Genomic DNA, 19,866 nt, shown 5'->3' with positions numbered 1-19,866 from the left:
ATGTACATTTCAAAGTCATTCATTCCAATATTAAAAAATAACCCATCAGAAGCAAAAATTAAATCACATCAGTTAATGCTAAGGGTTGGTATGATTAAACAATCCTCAGCAGGTATTTATTCATGGCTACCTTTAGGTTTTAAGGTGATGAAAAAAATTGAACAAATAGTAAGAGAAGAACAAAATAAAATTGGTGCCCAAGAAATACTTATGCCAACTATACAGCCCAGTGATATTTGGAAAGAAAGTGGTCGTTATGACGATTATGGTGATGAAATGCTTCGTATTAAAGACCGTCAAGGTAGAGAAATGCTTTATGGACCAACCAATGAAGAGTTAGTTACAGATATATTTAGATCAAGTGTAAAATCTTATAAGTCACTTCCTCAATTATTATATCATATACAATGGAAATTTAGAGATGAAGTTAGACCAAGATTTGGAATAATGAGAGGTAGGGAGTTTTATATGAAGGATGCATATTCGTTTGACGTTAATGACGAAGATGCAACATTCTCGTATAATAAATTCTTTTTCTCATATTTAAAAACATTTAAAAGATTAGAACTTTCAGCAATACCAATGGCAGCTGATACGGGACCAATTGGTGGAAATTTATCTCATGAATTTATTATTTTAGCAGATACAGGAGAAAGTAAAATTTTTACAGATAAAAGAGTTTTTGATTTAGGTAGTGAAGGAACTGTATTGGATAGACAATCCTTACAAGACTTAAGAAAAAAATATGAACAATATTACGCTGTAGCCGATGAAAAATTTAATAAAAATGAATTTGAAGAAAAGGTGTCAGAAGAAAATAGGTTAATTACAAAAGGTATAGAGGTAGGTCACATTTTTTATTTTGGAGATAAATATTCAAAAGCTTTAAATGCAGCTGTAGATCTCCCAGGTGGCAAAAAAGATTTTGTTAAAATGGGATCTTATGGAATTGGTGTATCAAGGCTAGTTGGAGCAATTATAGAAGCTAAATATGATCAAAAAGATGAAATAATGAAATGGCCATTTTCTGTAGCACCATACGAACTTGCAATAATACCTATGATTAACAAAAATGATACATCGGCATTAGATAAAGCGAATAAACTTTTTAAACATTTTGAAAGTAAAAATATTGATACAATTATTGATGATATGGATGAAAATCTTTCATCTAAAATTAAAAAATTTAATTTGATAGGTGTGCCTTATCAAATAATTTTAGGAAAAAATTCAGAAGATAATTTATTAGAGTTTAAAGAGATTGGAAAGGATCCTAAAAGTTTAACACTAGATCAAATAACTCAAATTTTAACTGAACAAAAATTAAAAAATTGATTTCTGCATTAGAAAAAGAAATTACACTTAGATATTTAAAAACCAGAAAAAAAGACGGTTTTTTAAATATAATATCCATTTTTTCATTTATTGGAATTAGCCTTGGTGTTGCAGTACTTATTATTGTGATGTCTGTTATGAATGGCTTTAGAAGTGAGTTAATTAATAAGATTGTAGGATTTAATGCTCATGTCACTGTTAAGCCATATGAAACTTCTATTAATTTAGAAAAACTAAATAGTGAAAATCTAAAATTAATTTCAAAAGAATTAATACTTAGTAATTCTGGTGAAGCAATTGTTATTAGTAAAAACTACACTAAAGGTTTAATTTTAAGAGGTTATAGTAGAGAAAACTTTCTAAAACTTGATGTTGTAAAAAAAGGAAACTTAATTGGTAAATCAAACCAATTAACAAAGAATTCGATATCAATAGGTAAAGAATTAAGTTTTAATTTAGATCTTAGTGTAGGAGATAAAGTATCAATAATGTCTCCAGTAGGCATTGAAACAATAATAGGAAGTCTACCCCGGCAAGAAACTTTTATTATTAGATCTATCTTTGATAGTGGTTTAGCGGATTTTGATGCAAATATTGCTTTTATAAATTTAGAAACATTGGAAAACTTTTTTAGTTTTAAAAAAGAAGACCGTAACCTAGAAATTTATTTGAACAAACCATCAAATATTGAAGAAGCAAAAAATAAAATTCAAGAAATATTCAAAAATGAATTTGTATATAGTTGGGCTGATATGAATAGCTCATTGTTTTCTGCATTAAAGGTTGAAAGAAATGTAATGTTTATAATCTTATCTTTGATTATTATAGTAGCTGCTTTTAACATTATTTCGGGTCTTACAATTTTAGTTAAAAATAAGACAAGAGATATAGCTATACTCAAGTCGATTGGTGTCATGAACAAGTCTATTGTTAAGATATTTTTCCTTGTTGGTGTTATTATTGGAACTACAGCAACACTTTTTGGAATCTTTTTAGGTGTAATATTTTCTCTATACATTGAAAACCTGAGAGAATTCTTAAGTAATACATTTAATATTAGCTTATTTCCTGAAGAGATTTATTTTTTGAGCACAATGCCCTCTGAAATAAACCCAACTTCAATTTTTATAATTTCTCTTTGTTCAATTTTTATAACTATTATCGTTTCAATTTTTCCAGCAATAAAAGCTTCAAAATTAGACCCTGTTAAAGGACTTAAGTATGAATAATTTGATATCATTAAAGAACATATCTAAATCTTTTTCTAACAATAAAAAAATAAATGTTTTAAAAAAAATTAATTATTCTTTTACAAAAGGTAAGATTTATTCTCTAGTTGGTCCATCTGGATCTGGAAAGTCTACATTATTAAATGTTTTGTCACTAATAGATAAACCTACCACTGGTTCATTGATAATTAATAAAACACCAGTAAACTTTAATGAAAATGCGAAAAATGATAAAATTAGATCAAGTAAAATTGGTATTATCTATCAACAAAATAATTTACTTCCAGATTTTACTGCATTAGAGAATGTTTATTTAGCTGGTTTAGCTTTAACAAATGATAAAAAAAATTCAATTGAAAGAGCAAAAGAAATTATAAAAACAATGGGTCTTTCATCACGTGAAGCTCATTTTCCATCTGAACTATCAGGAGGTGAAATGCAAAGAATTGCAATGGCTAGAGCACTAATTAATGAACCTGAAATTATATTAGCAGACGAGCCTACTGGCAGCTTAGATCATACTACTGCTAAAGAGGTTTTTAATGTTTTATATAAATTAAAAAATAAAAATAGATTAATAATTTATGCAACTCACAATAGATTTTTTGCTAATATGGCTGATTGCAAATTAGAAATGATTGATGGTAATATAAAAGCTATCAATGCCAGAATTAAATAATCAAAATTTTAATCACTTAAAAATTCATACACAGTATTCAATTTGTGAAGGTGCTATCAAAATTGATAACTTAAAAGATTTTTGTAAAGAAAAAAAAATACCTTGCTTAGGTATTTCAGACACATCTAATTTATGTGGTGCATTAGAGTTTGCTGAAAATATTTCTAAGGTTGGTACACAGCCAATTATTGGCACTCAAATCTATTTTAAATTTGAAGATACAACAGGGCTATTACCCCTAATAGCTCTTAACGAAAATGGATATAAGAGAATTATTGAACTTTCCTCAAGGTCTTACCTTGAAAATGATGCATTATCTGACCCTCATTTAGATGTAAAAGATCTTTTAATAGACACTGAGGGTGTGTCCTTACTTTCTGGAACTATTCAAGGGTTATTTGGTAAACTATTTGAAAAAGGTCGTTTAGATGAAATATCAAAACTATATAGAAGCTTATCATCAAAATTTAATGATAATTTTTACTTAGAAATCCAAAGACATGGTGATCAAAACGAAATTGCTTTTGAAAAATTCAATTTAGAACAATCTTCAAAAATTCAAATACCAATTATAGCTACAAATGAAGTTTATTACTTAACACCCGACATGCACGAAGCTCATGATGCTTTAACGTGCATTGGTTCTAAAACTTATGTTAATGAAAAAAATAGAATTAAATATAGCAACCAGCATTATTTTAAATCTAATGAAGAAATGTCAAAGCTATTTTCAGATCTTCCTGAAGCTTTAGAAAATAACTTCAATTTACCATTTAAATGTAATTTTAGACCACAGTTTTCAAAACCTGTACTTCCAAATATTAGTTCTGAAAAAGGAGGTAGTGCTGATGAAATACTTAAAAAAGATTCGCTAGACGGATTAAAAGAAAAATTTCAGAAAGTTTTTAAAATTGAAGAAAACAATTTAAAAACAGATGATAAATTCTTGAAATACAAAGACAGACTAGATCATGAGTTAAAAATCATAATTGAAATGAAATATCCAAGTTATTTTTTGATTGTATCTGATTATATTAAATGGGCTAAAAATAACGATATTCCAGTAGGACCTGGTAGAGGTTCTGGTGCTGGCTCACTGGTTGCTTGGTGTTTATCCATTACGGATGTTGATCCGATTAAATTTAATTTAATATTTGAAAGATTTTTAAACCCTGATCGAGTATCAATGCCTGACTTTGATATAGATTTTTGTGAGGAAAAAAGAGATCTTGTTTTTAAATATTTAACTACAAAATATAAAGATAGTGTTGCTCATATAATTACATTTGGAAAATTAAAAGCAAGAATGGTTATTAGAGATGTTGGTAGAGTATTAGGTCTACCATATGGTTTTGTTGACAGTATTTCAAAAATGATCCCTTTTGATCCTTCTAGACCTCAAAGTCTAACTGAGTGTATTAATAGTGAACCACGACTTCAAAAATTAGTTAATGAAGACCCACGTGTAAAAAAATTAACTGATCTTTCTTTAAAATTAGAAGGTTTAAATAGAAATGTAGCAACACATGCAGCAGGCGTTGTAATAGCTGATAGAAAATTAACAGAAGTTGTACCTTTATACAAAGATGCTGCAGCAGACTTGCTGTTACCATCAACACAATTTGACATGTATTCAGCAGAAAATGCTGGCTTAATCAAGTTTGATTTTTTAGGATTAAAAACTTTAACAGTTATTAATAGAACACAAAAATTGATTAATAAAAAAGTTAAAGATTTCAAAATTGAAGATATTGATTTTGATGATCAAAAAGTTTTTGAACTTTTATCTTCTGGTAACACTGTTGGATTATTTCAAGTTGAAAGTGCTGGTATGCGCGAAGCATTGTTGCAAATGAAACCTAACCACATTGAAGATATTATTGCTCTTGTTGCTCTTTATCGTCCAGGACCTATGAGCAACATACCAATTTACAATGACTGTAAACACGGAAGACAAACACCTGATTACTTACATCCACTACTTGAAGATATTTTAAAACCTACTTATGGAGTTATTATTTATCAAGAACAAGTGATGCAAATAGCGCAAAAACTCTCTGGTTTTACCGCTGGTGAGGCAGATATTTTAAGAAGAGCTATGGGTAAAAAAAAAAGAGCCGAATTAGAAAAGCAGAAACTGGGATTTATTGCTGGTGCTTTGAAAAATGGAATTAGCAAAGATGTTGCAGCAAGTATTTTTTTAAAAATTGAACCATTTGCTGAATATGGATTTAACAAAAGTCATGCTGCTGCTTATGCTATAATTTCTTATCAAACAGCTTTTTTAAAAACCTATTATCCTAAAGAGTTTTTTGCAGCATCTATGACAATGGATATTTCAAATCAAAATAAATTGGGTGAATTCCATGAAGAATTAAAAAGAATTAATATTAAAGTAATACGACCTGACATTAATAAGTGCTTTGCAGATTTTCAATTTGATGACAATAATTTTTATTATGCACTTGGTGGAATTAAAAGTGTTGGCTATGAAGCAATATCAAATGTTATTAAAGAAAGAAATGAAAATGGAGATTTTAAATCTATAAATGATTTTTTAAATAGAGTTAATCCTAAAGATATAAATAAACTTCAATTAGAAGGTTTGGTTAAAGCAGGAGCTTTTGATAATATAGATAACAATCGACAAGCCTTATTTAATTCTATTCCAAATTTTATTTTAAAAACAAAAAATATTTATGAAAACAAAGCAGCAAATCAAATTGATCTTTTTGGTTCAGATGAAGAACAGGATAATGAAATAGTTCTAAATATTGATGATTGGAAGTTTGAGGATCGTTTATCAAGAGAATTTGAAGCTATTGGTTTTTTTATATCTGACCATCCTTTAAATCAATTTAAAGAAATTTTTGATGACTATAAAATTGTCGATTACGCACAATTTAATTTGGATGATACAATAAAAGAGGCAAATATTGCAGCTACACTTTTAAAAATCACTGAAAGAAAAACTGCAAAAGGTAATTCATACGGAGTTATTAAGTTCACTGATTTAACTAGTGTTTTTGAGCTGTTTATTTTTTCAGATATTTTAGAACTTAATAGAGAGGCTTTAGTGGAGGGTAGCTCCTTAATCATAACTTTGATCAAAACCATTTCTAACGATGAAAATAGATTTAAAAGAATAAATGTTCAAAAAATTGCATCTCTCAAGGATCTTTTTAATAAGCCTGTTAACGAAATTTTATTTAATATTAAATCAATTAAAGACATCGATAAAATATCTGATTTAGTGAATGAAGAGGGGACAACTGAGGTAAAAATTAATATAACTGATAAAAACAATGAAATTAGCTTTAAATTGAAAAACAAGCGTCTAATTGACAGGAAATCTATCAATATTATCAGAAATAAAGATATTTCGACAACTATTCATTAAAAAAGACTTGTTTGTTTTATAAATAATTTGTAAATAACTCTTAAATTAAATTAACACTCACACAGTTTGTGGTTTTATACCTCCGGTCCTTAAATGGAAATTACTGTGGTGGCTTAACCGGGAATAAATATGAAAATACCAAGTCTAACTATCCAACAACTATTAGAAGCAGGCGTTCATTTAGGTCATAAGACCTTAAGATGGAACCCAAAGATGAAAAAATACATTTTTGGAAAAAGAGATTCAATTCACATTATTGATTTAACTCAAACATTAGAACTAACCAATGTAGCTTTGGAAAAAGTTTACAATACGATAGCCAATAATGGCAAAATTCTTTTTGTATCTACTAAAAAACAAGCATCAGAAGCTATTGCTGAAGTTGCAAAAGAAACTGGACAATACTTTGTAAACTATAGATGGTTAGGTGGAATGCTAACCAACTGGGGAACAATCTCAGGATCAATTAAAAAGATGAAAAAATATGAGGCTGATCTTGTAGCTGAAAATAGAGGCTTTACAAAAAAAGAACTATTAAAGATGAGTGTTAAAAAAGATAAATTAGAAAGAGCATTAGGTGGAATTGCAGAAATGAAAAAGGTTCCCGATCTAGTTTTTATTATTGATACTAATTATGAATCTCTAGCTATTGCTGAAGCTTCTAAATTAGGTATTCCAATCTGTGCTATTCTTGACAGCAATTCTAATCCTGATGGTATTGATTACCCAATTCCTGGTAACGATGATGCTAGAAGAGCGATTGATTTGTATTGTAATTTAGTAAAAGAAACTATTGAAAATGCAAAAAAAGCTGCTCCATCTAAATCTGTGGAAAAACCAGATGTTGATGAAACAAAAACAAAAGAAACTTCATCAAAAACTATTCAGGAGATTGATAGAGAAAAGTTAGATGCTAAATTTTCAAAAAAAGATAAGGAAAAACTAAATTAACATGAGTGATATAGAAAAAGTAAAACAATTACGTGAAGCAACTGGTGCTGGATTTAAAGATTGTAATTTAGCAATCAAAGAATCTGAAGGTGACTTAGATAAAGCTGTTGAAATTTTAAGAGTAAAAGGAATTTCTAAAGCTTCAAAAAAAATGTCAAGAGATGCTAAAGAAGGTGTTATTGCGACTTCAGGTGATGAAAATAAAATATCAGTTATTGAAATTAATTGTGAAACAGATTTTGTTGCTAAAAATGATGACTTCGTATCCTTTGCAAAAGAATTAAGTGAGCTGAATAATCAAAATTCATCTGATTTAGAGAAACTCAATAAATCAAAAATGGCAAATGGAGAAACAGTTGAAGATAGCCTTGTTGCATTAATTGCAAAAATGGGAGAAAAGATAACACTTGGTAAAGCTAAAACATTTAGCCAACCAGGTTCTAAAAATTTTAATTATTTGCATACTGTAGTTAAAGATAATTTGTCTAAACTATCTGTCATAACTTCACTTGAGACCTCAAACGATAGTGAAGATGTTAAGGCTTTTGGTAAACAACTTTCAATGCATATTGCAGCTTCAAATCCTTTGGCACTAAGTTCAGATTTGATTGATAAAGATCTTCTTCAAAAAGAACAGGATCTTGTTGCAGAAGAGTTAAAAAACTCAGGAAAACCCGAGGAGATTGCACAAAAAATTAGTTTAGGTAAAATGAATAAATTTAAAGAAGAAAATGCTTTATTAACACAAGCCTGGGTTATGGAACCAAAAAAGAAAGTTCAAGATATCATAAAAGAACTAAACATACCCGATTTAAAGATTAACAATTTTCTAAGAATTAAAATAGGTGAATAAATGTTTAATGAAAAAACATATAGCCAGAAGATGGATAAAACCATTGAAGTTTTTCAGAAAGAGTTAACATCATTAAGAACTGGCAGAGCAAATGCCTCGATGTTAGATCTTGTTAAAGTTGATGTTTATGGTCAAGCTATGCCTTTAAATCAAGTATCAAGCATAACAACTCCAGATGCCAGAACAATTAACATCCAAGTTTGGGATCTTAATAATGTGCCACTTGTTGATACTGCAATTAAAAAATCAGAATTAGGTTTAAATCCTCAAATTGATGGTCAATTAATTAGGTTGCCAGTACCAGATTTAAATGAAGAACGAAGAACAGAGATTAAAAAATTAATCAAATCTATGGGTGAAAAGTGTAAAATCTCAATTAGAAATATTAGAAGAGAAGCCAACGATGATTTAAAAAACCTAGTTAAAGAAAAAATAATTAGTGAAGATGAAGAAAAGATTAATGAAAAATTAGTACAATCATTTACGGATGAGCATATTAAAATCATAGATACTAAAGTTGAAGCCAAAGAAAAAGAAATAATGACCATATGAACCCAGTCAAACATGTGGCCATCATCATGGATGGAAACGGAAGGTGGGGTATTAAACATAAAAATTCAAGAAACGCAGGCCATAGAGCAGGGTTATATACAGTTGAGTCTGTTATTGATGAATGTTTGAAGATAAATATTAAATATTTAACACTCTATACCTTTTCAACTGAAAATTGGAAAAGACCAAAAAAAGAAATAAATTATTTATTTAATTTATTGGAGAATTTTTTGACAAATAAAATTGATAACCTATTAAAAAAAAATATTAAACTAAAATTTATAGGCGAAATAAATAAGTTACCCATTAGATTAAGAAAAATTTTAAAAAATTCAGAATTAAAAACATCAAAAAATTCATCATTACAGGTAAATGTTGCTTTGAATTATGGTTCCAAAAGTGAATTAATTAACTCTATAAAAAACATCAGGAAAAAAAAAATTAAAATAAATGAAAAAAATATTGATAATAATTTATTTACAAAAAATATGATAGATCCAGATATTTTGATAAGAACTGGAAATACTCAGAGACTAAGTAATTTTATGCTATGGCAGTTGGCATACACGGAAATTTTCTTTGAAAAAAAATTATGGCCTGACTTTAAAAGTAATGATTTTAAGAAAATATTAAATAAATTTAAATCCATAAAAAGAAATTTTGGCTCAATATGATGAATAACGAATTAAAAAAAAGAATATTCACATCTATTATTTTACTTTCTTTATTGGCAGCAATGTATTTTTATACATTTATAATGATTGGTTCAATAATGATTATAGCAATAATTATATGGATTGAATTTTATGCATTGATTTCTAAAATTATAAAAGGCAATAGATATCAGGACCATTTTTTTAGGTATATATCAAAGTCAGCTTCATTACTGTATTTATCTATTTTGGTTTATTTTATATTTATAATAGAATCTGATTATACTGATTTAAAAATATATTTATTGTATTCAGTTTTAGTTGCAATTTTATCTGACATTGGTGGATTAGTATTTGGAAAAACTTTTAAAGGAAAAAAACTTACTAAAATAAGCCCTAATAAAACTATATCAGGATCCATTGGTTCAATTGTTTTATCGATGGTTTTAATACCAATATTTTATAATGAAGTAATTATATACGACTTGCTTACTTTAATAATACTAACAATTGTAATTTCTTTAATTTCCCAAATAGGAGATCTATTCATCTCTCTTTTAAAAAGAAAAGCTAAAGTTAAAGATACTAGCGATCTTCTTCCTGGTCACGGTGGATTACTTGACAGAATGGATGGCATAATTTTTGCTGTGCCGTTAGGTATACTTTTGTTAAATTTTTTAAACTAATATGAAAAAAAAAATAGTACTTTTAGGCTCGACCGGTTCAATTGGTAAATCCTTTTTGGACATAGTTAAAAAAGATAAAAAAAATTGTGATATTTTATTATTATCTGTAAATAGAAATATTAATGAATTACTTAAACAATTAAAAATTTTTAAAGTTAGAAATATTGTTGTTAGAGAAAAAAAAAGTTTTTTAAAAATTAAAAAAATACTTAAAAATAAAAAAATTAATATTTATAATAACTATGATTCAATACATAAAATTTTTAATAAAAAAAAAGCTGACTATATATTAAATGCAATTTCTGGTTTGGATGGTTTAAGCCCCACTTTAAAAACAATTAGGTTTACAAAGAATATAGCAATAGCCAATAAAGAGTCTATCATTTGTGGCTGGTCATTAATAAAAAAAGAATTAGATAAATTTAAAGTTAAATTTATACCAGTAGATTCTGAACATTTTTCAATATGGTCTTTAATTGATGATGCTAAAAATATTAATATAGAAAAAGTATTTATTACAGCATCAGGTGGACCATTTAACAAATTAAATTTTAATAAGTTTAAAAAAATTACTATAAAACAAGCGCTTAAGCACCCCAATTGGAAAATGGGAAGAAAAATAACAATAGATTCTGCAACATTGATGAATAAAGTTTTTGAAATTATAGAAGCTAAAAAAATTTTTAATTATAAATATAGTCAATTAAACATCTTAATTCACCCAGCTTCCTATGTTCATGCTATTATTAAATTTAATAATGGCTTAACAAAAATGTTAATACACGATACAAATATGAAAATTCCAATTTTTAACTCTTTTTATAGCAAGTATGAAAAAAAAATTCGAACGCAAAAACTTAACTTTAATCTATTAAGTAAACTTAATTTTACAAAGGTAGATACTGCTAAATTTCCAGTTGTAAAAATTTTAAAGAAGATGCCACACAATGACTCATTATTTGAAACTGTTATAGTAAGTGCGAACGACAAATTGGTTGATTTATTTTTAAAGAAAAAAATAACATTTAATCAAATATCAACTTTCTTATTGAAAATAATCAAAATGAAGGAATTTACAAAATTTAAAAAAATTAAGGTCAAAAATATTGATGAAATCATCAAATTGAACAGTTATGTAAGTTTGAAAATTAACAAATTAACTATATAAAACCTTATGTTTAAAACAATTATAAGAATTAATTTTATTTTATTCTTTATTTCCACTTTATCTATAGCTCAAACTATTAGTGATATTAAGGTGGATGGTAATAAGAGAATATCTAAAGAATCTATAATAATTTTTGGTGATATAGATTTTAACAAAAGTTACAATGACGATGATTTAGATATGGTGCTTAAGAATATTTATGAGACAAATTTTTTTAAAGAAATTAACTTAAAAATTAATAATTCAATTTTAGAAATTTCTGTCATTGAAAATCCAATCATCGAAGATGTCCAAATAAATGGTATTAAAAGTACAAAATTAACTGAGCTATTATTTGATAAGATTAAATTAAAAAACCGTAGTTCTTATATCGAATCATTGTTTCTATCAGATTTAAATTTAGTAAAGAATATTTTGAAAAGTAGCGGATATTACTTCGCTGATGTTAAAACTACCTCTACATTAAATGAAGAACAAAATTCTACACGACTTACTTACGATATAAATTTAGGCAAAAGAGCTAAAATCCATGAAGTACAATTTATTGGAGATAAAAAAATTAAAGATAGAAAACTTATGAACATAATCACCTCTGAAGAGTCTAAATTTTGGAAATTTATTTCACAATCTATTTATCTTAATTCGGAAAGAATAGAATTAGACAAAAGACTATTAGCAAATTTTTATAAAAACAATGGGTATTATAATGTAAAAATAACAAACTCCTTTGTAGAATTTAATAATGAAGATTCTTTTAAGTTAATTTTCAATATTAATTCTGGTGAAAAATTTATATTTAACGAATTAACTTTAGTTTTATCTGATGACTACGATTCAAAATATTTTACTAAAATTAATGAATCCTTATTAGATTTAAAAAATCAAGAGTACTCATTAGATAAAGTTGAGAAAATTTTAAGAGAAGTTGATAAAATAGCACTTACTAAACAATACCAATTTATTGATGCGTCACTAGAAGAAACAATAATAGATAATAATAAATTGAACATTTCATTTTCTTTGAAAGATAACGAAAAATTTTATGTTGAAAAAATTAACATACTAGGAAATAATTATACTATTGAAGAGGTTATTAGAAACTCTTTAATAATAGATGAGGGTGATCCTTATAATGAAATTTTATTCAACAAATCTGTAAACAATATTAAAGCAAAAAATATTTTTTCAAAAGTAGAAACTAATATTGTTTCAGGTTCTAGCGAAGGTCTTAAGGTGGTAAATCTTACTGTTGAAGAAAAACCTACTGGAGAAATTTCTTTAGGTGCTGGTGTTGGAACATCAGGCGGCACAATAGGTGGAGGTATAAAAGAAAATAATTTTTTAGGGAAGGGGATTAAATTAAACTCAAATTTACAACTTTCAGAAAACTCTGTTAAGGGACAATTTATATATGAAAAACCTAATTTTAATTATTCAGATAACTCTTTATTTACCTCTATAAGAAGTACCAGTACTGATAATATAACTGACTTTGGTTACAAAACATCAGATTTAGGTGTATCCCTAGGTACTTCTTTTGAACAATTTGAAAATTTATACTTTAGACCTGAGGTTGATATCTCCTACGAAAAACTTGAAACAACAAGCGCTGCATCAACATCTCTAAAAAAACAAGAAGGAAATTATTTTGATAGTTATTTTAACTATTCTTTAGTCTATGACTTAACAAATAAAAGATTTCGACCAGATGAAGGTTTTAGAAATATATTTCAACAGGAACTACCAGTAATGTCAGATAATTATGAAATTGTTAATTCATTTGAATCAACCAGATATCAGAAAATATCAAATATGGTTACAAAAGTTAGTTTTTATGGAAAAGCTGTAAATTCACTTGGTAATGAGGATGTAAGAATCTCAAAAAGGTTATTTATGCCTAGCAGTAAACTCAGAGGTTTCGAATCTGGTAAAATTGGTCCAATCGAAAATAATGACTATATTGGTGGTAATTATATTTCTGCTCTAAATTTCAGTGCTACACTACCTAAACTTTTACCATCCTTTCAAAATGTAGATTTTTCTCTATTTATTGACGCTGCCAATGTATGGGGTGTCGATTATGATAGTGCTATTGATGATAATAATAAAATTAGGAGCTCAACAGGAGTCGCAATGGATCTATTAACACCAATTGGACCTCTAAATTTTTCATTGTCTCAACCTATTACTAAAAGCTCTACTGATAAAACCGAAAGTTTTAGATTTAACCTTGGCACAACATTTTAATGACTTTCAAAAAAATCTGTATTTATTTAACCACAGTATTTATTCTTTTTTATACAAATATTGCTCTATCAAATAATAATATTTACTATCTAGATATAGATTATTTGATGAATAATTCACTAGCTGGGAAGTCAATCATTAAGAAATTAGATGAAAAAACTAAATTAAATAAAAAAAAGTTTGAAGAAATTGAAAAAAATTTACAAACTGAAGAAAGGAATATAATTTCAAAAAAAAATATTTTAAGTGAAAAAGAATATCTCATTGAAGTACAGCTATTTAAAAAAAAAGTTGAAGACTACAAAGTATCTCGAAGTAAAACAATTAATCAAATTATAAAAATAAAAAATGTTGCCCAAACAAACCTTACTGAGTCACTTACACCAATTCTTGCGGATTATGCTAAAAAAAATTCTATCTCATACATCATTCCAAAACATGGCATTATAATAGGTAAAAAAGAATTAGATATTACAAGTCAAATACTTGAAATTTTAAATTCAAAAATTAAAAGTATAGAATTACAATAATTATGACCAATAAATTAAATAAAAAAGAAATAATCAATTTATTACCTCATAGAGAGCCCATGCTCCTTATAGAAGAATTAATTAATATCAAAAAATTATTTTCTGCAACGGCAATTGTTAATGTTAAGAAAGATAGTTTTTTTGTCCAAGGACATTTCCCTGGTAATCCTGTCATGCCAGGAGTTTTGATTGTTGAAGCTTTTGGTCAAGCAGCTGCAGCTCTTACCGCGCATGGGATTGATAGAGAAACTTATGAAAACAAACTTGTTTTTTTAATGGGTATTGAAAAAGCAAGATTTAGAAACCCAGTTATTCCAGACTGTAAGCTAGAACTAAATATAGAAGCAATTAGATCTCATGGAAGAGTCTGGAAGTATAAGGGTGAAGCATTCGTTGATGGAAAAAAAATGGCTGACGCTATATGGTCAGCTACCATTGTTGATAAAAAATAATTAGTAATAATTCTTGATAAGCAAACCTTTAAAATTTTTGATAAAAAACTTTATCAATGAATAATCCATTTTTTAAGAATAAAGGTCCTATAAAAATTGATGATATCTTAATTTCTGCAAATATTAATAATAAATATAAATATGTTGAAACAAATATTTTAGATATCAAGGATCTTGTTACAGCATCAAATACAGATATTACTTTTTTTCATTCAAAAAAATATGAAGCTGTGGCTTCAATCACTAAAGCTGCTTATTGCTTAACTACTAAGCAATTATCAAGTATATTACCAAATGATTGTAAACCTATTGAGGTTGATAATGTTCTTATCTCTACTGCTATAATTACTAAAATATTTTATCCGGATTCTGTTACTGACGATTTTGATCCCCAAACTGAAAACATTGAAAAAACAATTTTACATAAGACTGTGAAACATGGTCAAAATGTATTGGTTGGAAAAAATGTTAAAATTGGGCTCAATTCTTCAATAGGGCATAATTCAATAATTGAAAGCAATGTAATCATTGGTGATAATTGTTCAATTGGATCTAATGTTATCATCAGAAATACTTTAATTAAAAATAACGTTTATATTTTAGATGGATGTGTAATTGGAAAAAAAGGTTTTGGTTTTTTCCCAAATAAAAATAAAAATACTAGATATCCTCACATAGGAATTGTGATAATTGAAGATAATTGTGAAATAGGTTGTGGATCTACAATAGACAGGGGCTCTTTGTCTAATACTGTAATTGGCAAGAATACCTTTATTGATAATCAAGTTCATATTGCTCACAATAATAAGATCGGAGAAAACTGCATCATTGCTGGTCAAGTTGGATTTGCTGGAAGCTCTACATTAGGAAATAATGTGATGATTGGTGGTCAAGCAGGCATATCTGGGCACTTAAAAATTGGTAATAATGTGCAAATAGGAGGTGGATCCGGTGTTATAAAGAATATTCCTGATAATACTAAACAAATGGGTTATCCTGCCAAAGATTTAAAAAAATTCATCAAAGATAATAAATGATCCATAAAACAGCAATAATAGATCCAAAAGCAAAAATAGCTTCAAATGTTGAGATTGGTCCATATTGTATAATTGGCCCCAATGTAGAAATTGATGAAAATACTATCATTCATTCTCATGTTAATATTTCTGTAAGTGCTAAAATTGGAAAGGGAAATAAGATTTATCCTTTTGTTTCAATTAATGATCCACAGGACTTGAAATACAATGGTGAACCTACCAATTTAATAATTGGTGATAATAACAAAATTAGAGAGTATGTAACAATAAACCCTGGTACAGTTAGCGGTGGGGGCAAAACAGTTATTGGAAATAATTGTTTATTTATGATTTCATCACATATCGCTCATGACTGTCATGTTGGTAATAATGTAATAATTGCAAATAATGTACCTTTAGGTGGTCATGCAATTATTGAGGACAATGTTGTTATTGGTGGCAATTCCGCTGTTCAACAATTCACTAGGATTGGAAAAATGGCAATGATTGGTGGAATGACGGGTGTATTACATGACGTAATACCTTATGGATTGTCTACTGGAAATAGAAATTCATTGCAAGGATTGAACTTAATAGGGTTGAGAAGAGCTAAGTATGAAAACAAGGATATCTTAGGTTTAAGTGACGCTTACAAAGAAATTTTTGCTACAAAAAATATTAATGAAAATATAAGTAAATTAAATGGCTCTTTTCAAGAAAATCCGTTAGTTAAAGATGTAATTAAATTTATAACAAAAGATAAAAAAAGATCTATTTGCACACCATTTTCATAAGATGATAGGATTAATTTTTGGTGATACTGATTTTCCAAAGGAAATTCTAAAAACAATTAAAAAAAATAAAATAAAATATTTGATAATTGATTTATCAAAAACAAAGAAATTTAAGAAAGATAAAAATTCTTTTGCTGTATCCATGGGTCAATTTGGTAAAATTATTAATATTCTTAGGGAAAATAACTGTAAAAAAGTCTTATTTGCTGGAAAAGTAAATAAACCAAACTTTTCTAAATTAAAATTGGATTTAAAAGGAATTTATTATATACCAAGAATAATCAAAGCCTCAAAGCTTGGAGATGCAGCGATACTTAAAGAAATTATTAAGATATTTGCTCAAAACAAGATTAAAACAGAAAATTCTCTTAAATTTAATCCCGAATTATCTTTAACGAAAGGTAATTATTCAAAGATAAAACCAAACAAACAAGATCAATTAGATATTAAAATAGCAATTAAAACATTAAATAATTTAAGACAATATAATTTTAGCCAAGCTGTTGTAGTTAGAAACAAAAAAGTGATTTCTATAGAAGGAAAAGGTGGGACTAAAAAAATGCTTGAAAAAAGCAAAAGCAAAATATTTAGAAATCATGGAGTATTAGTTAAGTTTCCCAAAAAAAAACAAGACTTGAGAGTAGATCTGCCAACGATAGGATTAAAAACTGTCAAACAAAGTAAGACTGCTGGTTTAAAGGGTATTGTTATAAAAAACAAACAACATGTTTTTTTAGATAAAATCAAATGCATAAAATTTGCGAATAGAAATAAGATGTTTATCTCAGTAAAATGAAAAAAATCTTTATATTAACTGGTGAACCCTCTGGAGATAAACTTGCCTCTAAAGTCATATCCAAAGTCCAAAAAAATAATCCAAATATTCAATATGCTTGTGTCGGTGGAACACATTTAAATTCGTTAGGGATAAAATCTATTTTTAAGCTAAAGGAAATTACCCACATCGGCTTTACAAGTGTTTTATTAAATATTTTTAAAATAAAGAATAAAATAGATAAAACTGTAGAAGAGATAATAAGATTTAATCCAGATATTTTGTTTAGTGTAGATAGTCCTGATTTTACATTAAGAGTTGCAGAAAAAGTTAAAAAATTAAACAATGATATAAAAACTATTCATTATGTAGCACCACAAGTATGGGTATGGCGTGAGGGCAGAGTAAAAAAATTTAAAAAGTTTTTAGATCATATTTTATTATTATTTGATTTTGAAAAAAAATACTTTGATAAAGAAAATATTCCAAACACTTTTGTCGGTCATCCGTTGCTAGAAGAAGAGTCAAAAAACAAAATAGATCTAACTAACATCATATCTAATGATAAAAAAATTATTTCTCTTTTTTCTGGAAGTAGATCGTCGGAAGTTAATTTACTTTTACCTATCTTGATAGATTTTATTAATATGATGAATAAAAAATTTAATAATTTTACTTTTATTTTTCATACTACTGAGGATAATAAAAATTTAATTAGTGAAAAAATTCATAATATAAATTTAAAAAATGTTGAAGTTATTTCTGAAGAAAATATTAAAAAACAAATTTTAAATAAATCTATTTTTGCAGTTTCTAAATCTGGAACTGTTTCTCTTGAAATTTGTAACGCAAGAGTTCCTTCTATAATTATTTATAAAATGAATTTTTTGAATTTTTTAATTGTTAAAGTGTTGGTGAAAACAAAATTTGCTAATATCATCAATATTATTAACAACAAAGAGATAATTCCTGAATTAATACAAAAAGAATGTAATGCTAAAGAGATTTACGACTCTGTTGTTTATTTTTTAAAAAATCCAGAATTAATGAAAAAACAAATCAATGAGTGTGATGAAACTTTAACTAAAATTAGATCAAAAACCTCATCTTCTGATGAAGCTTCTTCCGTATTAACTAAGTTTCTTATTAGTTAATCTTTTTATAACTTCCTCTTTTCCAAGTGAAATAATTATATCATATATGCCAGGTCCAAATTTTGAACCTGTTAAAGCTATTCTTAAAGGCTGACCAACTCCTTTAAAATTTGTATTATTTGATTTAATTAGTTCATTTACTATTGGTTCCAATGTTTCTTTGCTAAGTTTATCTATGATAGCAAATTGAGCATTGAAATCAGAAATAATTTTTTTTGCCTTATCATCAATGATCTTAATGTCATCCTGATTAAAATTTACCTCATCTACAATAATATATTGACCATTATTAAATATATCTTCTAATGTTTTTGCTTTATTTTTTAAGAAAGTTAGAGATTTTTTGATCTTATCTTTTTTATCTGACTTAATTTCACTCTTATATAATTTGCAGTATTCTATTAGTTGATTAAATAAATCATTTTCATCAATATTTTTAATATAATGCTCGTTCATTGATAGAATTCTGCTCATATCTAGTTTAGACGGTGATTTTCCTATACCTTCTAAGTTAAAGTACTTAATGCTCTCATCTAGAGTAAATATTTCTTTATCTTCAAAAGACCAGCCCAATCTCAGTAAATAATTCCTCAATGCATCAGGCATTATTCCTATTTTGGAGTAGTCATCTAAAGTTGATGCATTATCTCTTTTTGATAATTTTTTACCTTCTATTGTATGAATAAGAGGTATATGTGCAAATTGAGGAACTTCCCATTTCATTGCTAAGTATATTTGCATTTGTTTGAATGTATTAATCTTATGATCGTCGCCTCTAATGATATGGGTCATATTCATTTGATGATCATCAACGGTTGCAGATAAATTATATGTTGGCGTTCCATCATTTCTTAATATTATAAAATCCTCTATTATAATATTCTCTATTTCAACATTTCCTTGCACCAAATCTTTTAGTACTGAAGTTCCTTTAATTTTACTTTTAAATCTAATTACTGGTTTGATAATTGTAGGCGCATTAGACTCTTGAAGATCTCTACATTTTCTATTGTAAACATAAGGAAGTTTTTTTTGTCTCGCTCGTTTTTTTTGCTCTTCTATTTCATCACTTGAACAATAACATTTATAAGCATGACCATTTTTAAGCAGTTCATTAGCTACATTTACATGATCATCAATTTTAGTTGATTGAATGTATTCATCACCATCATGCTCAATACCAATCCATTTTAAAGACTTGATAATTTGAATTTTGTGTTCATCTTTAGATCTTTCCTTGTCTGTATCTTCAATCCTTAGATGAAAGGTCCCATTTTTATTTTTAGAATATAGCCAATTGAATAAGGCAGTTCTTACACCACCAATATGAAGAGCTCCAGTAGGAGAGGGAGCAAATCTTGTTGCTACTTTTGACATCAATGATTTTTAGAC

Annotated in this window: 18 protein-coding genes; 17 read left to right on the top strand and 1 reads right to left on the bottom strand. The window is 27.1% G+C overall.

The window, feature by feature from the left end; all coding sequences use genetic code 11:
- From proS to lpxB, 17 genes are all read left to right on the top strand, one after another.
- The gene (proS, locus tag AC5SMR_RS03785) at window positions 1-1,335 is read left to right on the top strand and encodes a proline--tRNA ligase (protein WP_011282024.1); all 1,335 of its coding nucleotides are present in this window, start codon (window positions 1-3) and stop codon (window positions 1,333-1,335) included.
- Window positions 1,332-2,564, top strand: a complete 1,233-nt coding sequence (locus AC5SMR_RS03780) for an FtsX-like permease family protein (protein WP_006997017.1) — start codon at window positions 1,332-1,334, stop codon at window positions 2,562-2,564. Before proS ends, AC5SMR_RS03780 begins: the two co-directional genes overlap by 4 nt.
- The gene (locus AC5SMR_RS03775) at window positions 2,557-3,243 is read left to right on the top strand and encodes an ABC transporter ATP-binding protein (RefSeq protein ID WP_011282025.1); all 687 of its coding nucleotides are present in this window, start codon (window positions 2,557-2,559) and stop codon (window positions 3,241-3,243) included. The genes AC5SMR_RS03780 and AC5SMR_RS03775 overlap by 8 nt, the downstream gene beginning before the upstream one ends.
- A complete protein-coding gene (gene dnaE, locus AC5SMR_RS03770; RefSeq protein WP_494576140.1) occupies window positions 3,227-6,643 on the top strand; it encodes a DNA polymerase III subunit alpha in 3,417 nt (1,138 codons plus the stop codon). The genes AC5SMR_RS03775 and dnaE overlap by 17 nt, the downstream gene beginning before the upstream one ends.
- A 129-nt stretch (window positions 6,644-6,772) precedes the next feature.
- The gene (gene rpsB / locus AC5SMR_RS03765; RefSeq protein WP_494575631.1) at window positions 6,773-7,594 is read left to right on the top strand and encodes a 30S ribosomal protein S2; all 822 of its coding nucleotides are present in this window, start codon (window positions 6,773-6,775) and stop codon (window positions 7,592-7,594) included.
- A gap of 1 nt (window position 7,595) precedes the next feature.
- On the top strand, window positions 7,596-8,447 hold the full coding sequence (tsf, locus tag AC5SMR_RS03760) for a translation elongation factor Ts (RefSeq protein ID WP_494575633.1): 852 nt from the start codon (window positions 7,596-7,598) through the stop codon (window positions 8,445-8,447).
- A complete protein-coding gene (frr, locus tag AC5SMR_RS03755; RefSeq protein ID WP_006997012.1) occupies window positions 8,448-8,999 on the top strand; it encodes a ribosome recycling factor in 552 nt (183 codons plus the stop codon).
- A complete protein-coding gene (uppS, locus tag AC5SMR_RS03750) occupies window positions 8,996-9,673 on the top strand; it encodes a polyprenyl diphosphate synthase (protein ID WP_494576138.1) in 678 nt (225 codons plus the stop codon). The genes frr and uppS overlap by 4 nt, the downstream gene beginning before the upstream one ends.
- Entirely contained in the window at window positions 9,670-10,338 is a 669-nt protein-coding gene (locus AC5SMR_RS03745; protein WP_494576136.1) for a phosphatidate cytidylyltransferase, read from the top strand. The genes uppS and AC5SMR_RS03745 overlap by 4 nt, the downstream gene beginning before the upstream one ends.
- A 1-nt stretch (window position 10,339) precedes the next feature.
- Window positions 10,340-11,506 carry a 1-deoxy-D-xylulose-5-phosphate reductoisomerase gene (locus AC5SMR_RS03740; RefSeq protein WP_494576134.1) on the top strand — a complete coding sequence of 389 codons (1,167 nt, stop codon included), beginning with the start codon at window positions 10,340-10,342 and terminating at the stop codon, window positions 11,504-11,506.
- Window positions 11,507-11,512: 6 nt separating this feature from the next.
- Window positions 11,513-13,753 (top strand): outer membrane protein assembly factor BamA, encoded by a 2,241-nt coding sequence (bamA, locus tag AC5SMR_RS03735; RefSeq protein WP_494576132.1) that lies wholly within the window; start codon window positions 11,513-11,515, stop codon window positions 13,751-13,753.
- Window positions 13,753-14,283, top strand: a complete 531-nt coding sequence (locus AC5SMR_RS03730) for an OmpH/Skp family outer membrane protein (protein ID WP_494576130.1) — start codon at window positions 13,753-13,755, stop codon at window positions 14,281-14,283. The genes bamA and AC5SMR_RS03730 overlap by 1 nt, the downstream gene beginning before the upstream one ends.
- 2 nt (window positions 14,284-14,285) lie before the next feature.
- On the top strand, window positions 14,286-14,735 hold the full coding sequence (gene fabZ / locus AC5SMR_RS03725; protein ID WP_494576127.1) for a 3-hydroxyacyl-ACP dehydratase FabZ: 450 nt from the start codon (window positions 14,286-14,288) through the stop codon (window positions 14,733-14,735).
- A 56-nt stretch (window positions 14,736-14,791) separates the two neighbouring features.
- A complete protein-coding gene (gene lpxD / locus AC5SMR_RS03720) occupies window positions 14,792-15,772 on the top strand; it encodes a UDP-3-O-(3-hydroxymyristoyl)glucosamine N-acyltransferase (RefSeq protein WP_494576125.1) in 981 nt (326 codons plus the stop codon).
- Window positions 15,769-16,545, top strand: coding sequence for an acyl-ACP--UDP-N-acetylglucosamine O-acyltransferase (gene lpxA / locus AC5SMR_RS03715; RefSeq protein ID WP_494576123.1), 777 nt, complete (start codon window positions 15,769-15,771; stop codon window positions 16,543-16,545). The genes lpxD and lpxA overlap by 4 nt, the downstream gene beginning before the upstream one ends.
- Window position 16,546: 1 nt before the next feature.
- On the top strand, window positions 16,547-17,341 hold the full coding sequence (locus AC5SMR_RS03710) for an LpxI family protein (protein WP_494576121.1): 795 nt from the start codon (window positions 16,547-16,549) through the stop codon (window positions 17,339-17,341).
- Window positions 17,338-18,474 carry a lipid-A-disaccharide synthase gene (gene lpxB / locus AC5SMR_RS03705; protein WP_494576119.1) on the top strand — a complete coding sequence of 379 codons (1,137 nt, stop codon included), beginning with the start codon at window positions 17,338-17,340 and terminating at the stop codon, window positions 18,472-18,474. Before AC5SMR_RS03710 ends, lpxB begins: the two co-directional genes overlap by 4 nt.
- Here lpxB and gltX read toward each other — a convergent pair.
- Window positions 18,451-19,851 carry a glutamate--tRNA ligase gene (gene gltX, locus AC5SMR_RS03700; RefSeq protein ID WP_494576117.1) on the bottom strand — a complete coding sequence of 467 codons (1,401 nt, stop codon included), beginning with the start codon at window positions 19,849-19,851 and terminating at the stop codon, window positions 18,451-18,453. The two genes, lpxB and gltX, sit on opposite strands and share 24 nt — an antisense overlap.
- Window positions 19,852-19,866: the final 15 nt, after the last annotated feature.

This window comes from Candidatus Pelagibacter sp. PS_28, assembly GCF_059417885.1.
Note: the sequence above shows the minus strand (reverse complement) of the source record. Positions and strands in the feature narration are given on the sequence as shown.

Bases quoted from the DNA above. Each gene is read 5' to 3' on its own strand.
- lpxD (WP_494576125.1), top strand. From the start codon at position 14,792: ATGAATAATCCATTTTTTAAGAATAAAGGTCCTATAAAAATTGATGAT.
- uppS (WP_494576138.1), top strand. From the start codon at position 8,996: ATGAACCCAGTCAAACATGTGGCCATCATCATGGATGGAAACGGAAGG.
- rpsB (WP_494575631.1), top strand. From the start codon at position 6,773: ATGAAAATACCAAGTCTAACTATCCAACAACTATTAGAAGCAGGCGTT.
- lpxA (WP_494576123.1), top strand. From the start codon at position 15,769: ATGATCCATAAAACAGCAATAATAGATCCAAAAGCAAAAATAGCTTCA.
- AC5SMR_RS03740 (WP_494576134.1), top strand. From the start codon at position 10,340: ATGAAAAAAAAAATAGTACTTTTAGGCTCGACCGGTTCAATTGGTAAA.
- AC5SMR_RS03710 (WP_494576121.1), top strand. From the start codon at position 16,547: ATGATAGGATTAATTTTTGGTGATACTGATTTTCCAAAGGAAATTCTA.
- lpxB (WP_494576119.1), top strand. From the start codon at position 17,338: ATGAAAAAAATCTTTATATTAACTGGTGAACCCTCTGGAGATAAACTT.
- gltX (WP_494576117.1), bottom strand. From the start codon at position 19,851: ATGTCAAAAGTAGCAACAAGATTTGCTCCCTCTCCTACTGGAGCTCTT.
- frr (WP_006997012.1), top strand. From the start codon at position 8,448: ATGTTTAATGAAAAAACATATAGCCAGAAGATGGATAAAACCATTGAA.
- AC5SMR_RS03730 (WP_494576130.1), top strand. From the start codon at position 13,753: ATGACTTTCAAAAAAATCTGTATTTATTTAACCACAGTATTTATTCTT.
- AC5SMR_RS03745 (WP_494576136.1), top strand. From the start codon at position 9,670: ATGATGAATAACGAATTAAAAAAAAGAATATTCACATCTATTATTTTA.
- bamA (WP_494576132.1), top strand. From the start codon at position 11,513: ATGTTTAAAACAATTATAAGAATTAATTTTATTTTATTCTTTATTTCC.
- AC5SMR_RS03775 (WP_011282025.1), top strand. From the start codon at position 2,557: ATGAATAATTTGATATCATTAAAGAACATATCTAAATCTTTTTCTAAC.
- dnaE (WP_494576140.1), top strand. From the start codon at position 3,227: ATGCCAGAATTAAATAATCAAAATTTTAATCACTTAAAAATTCATACA.
- proS (WP_011282024.1), top strand. From the start codon at position 1: ATGTACATTTCAAAGTCATTCATTCCAATATTAAAAAATAACCCATCA.
- tsf (WP_494575633.1), top strand. From the start codon at position 7,596: ATGAGTGATATAGAAAAAGTAAAACAATTACGTGAAGCAACTGGTGCT.
- fabZ (WP_494576127.1), top strand. From the start codon at position 14,286: ATGACCAATAAATTAAATAAAAAAGAAATAATCAATTTATTACCTCAT.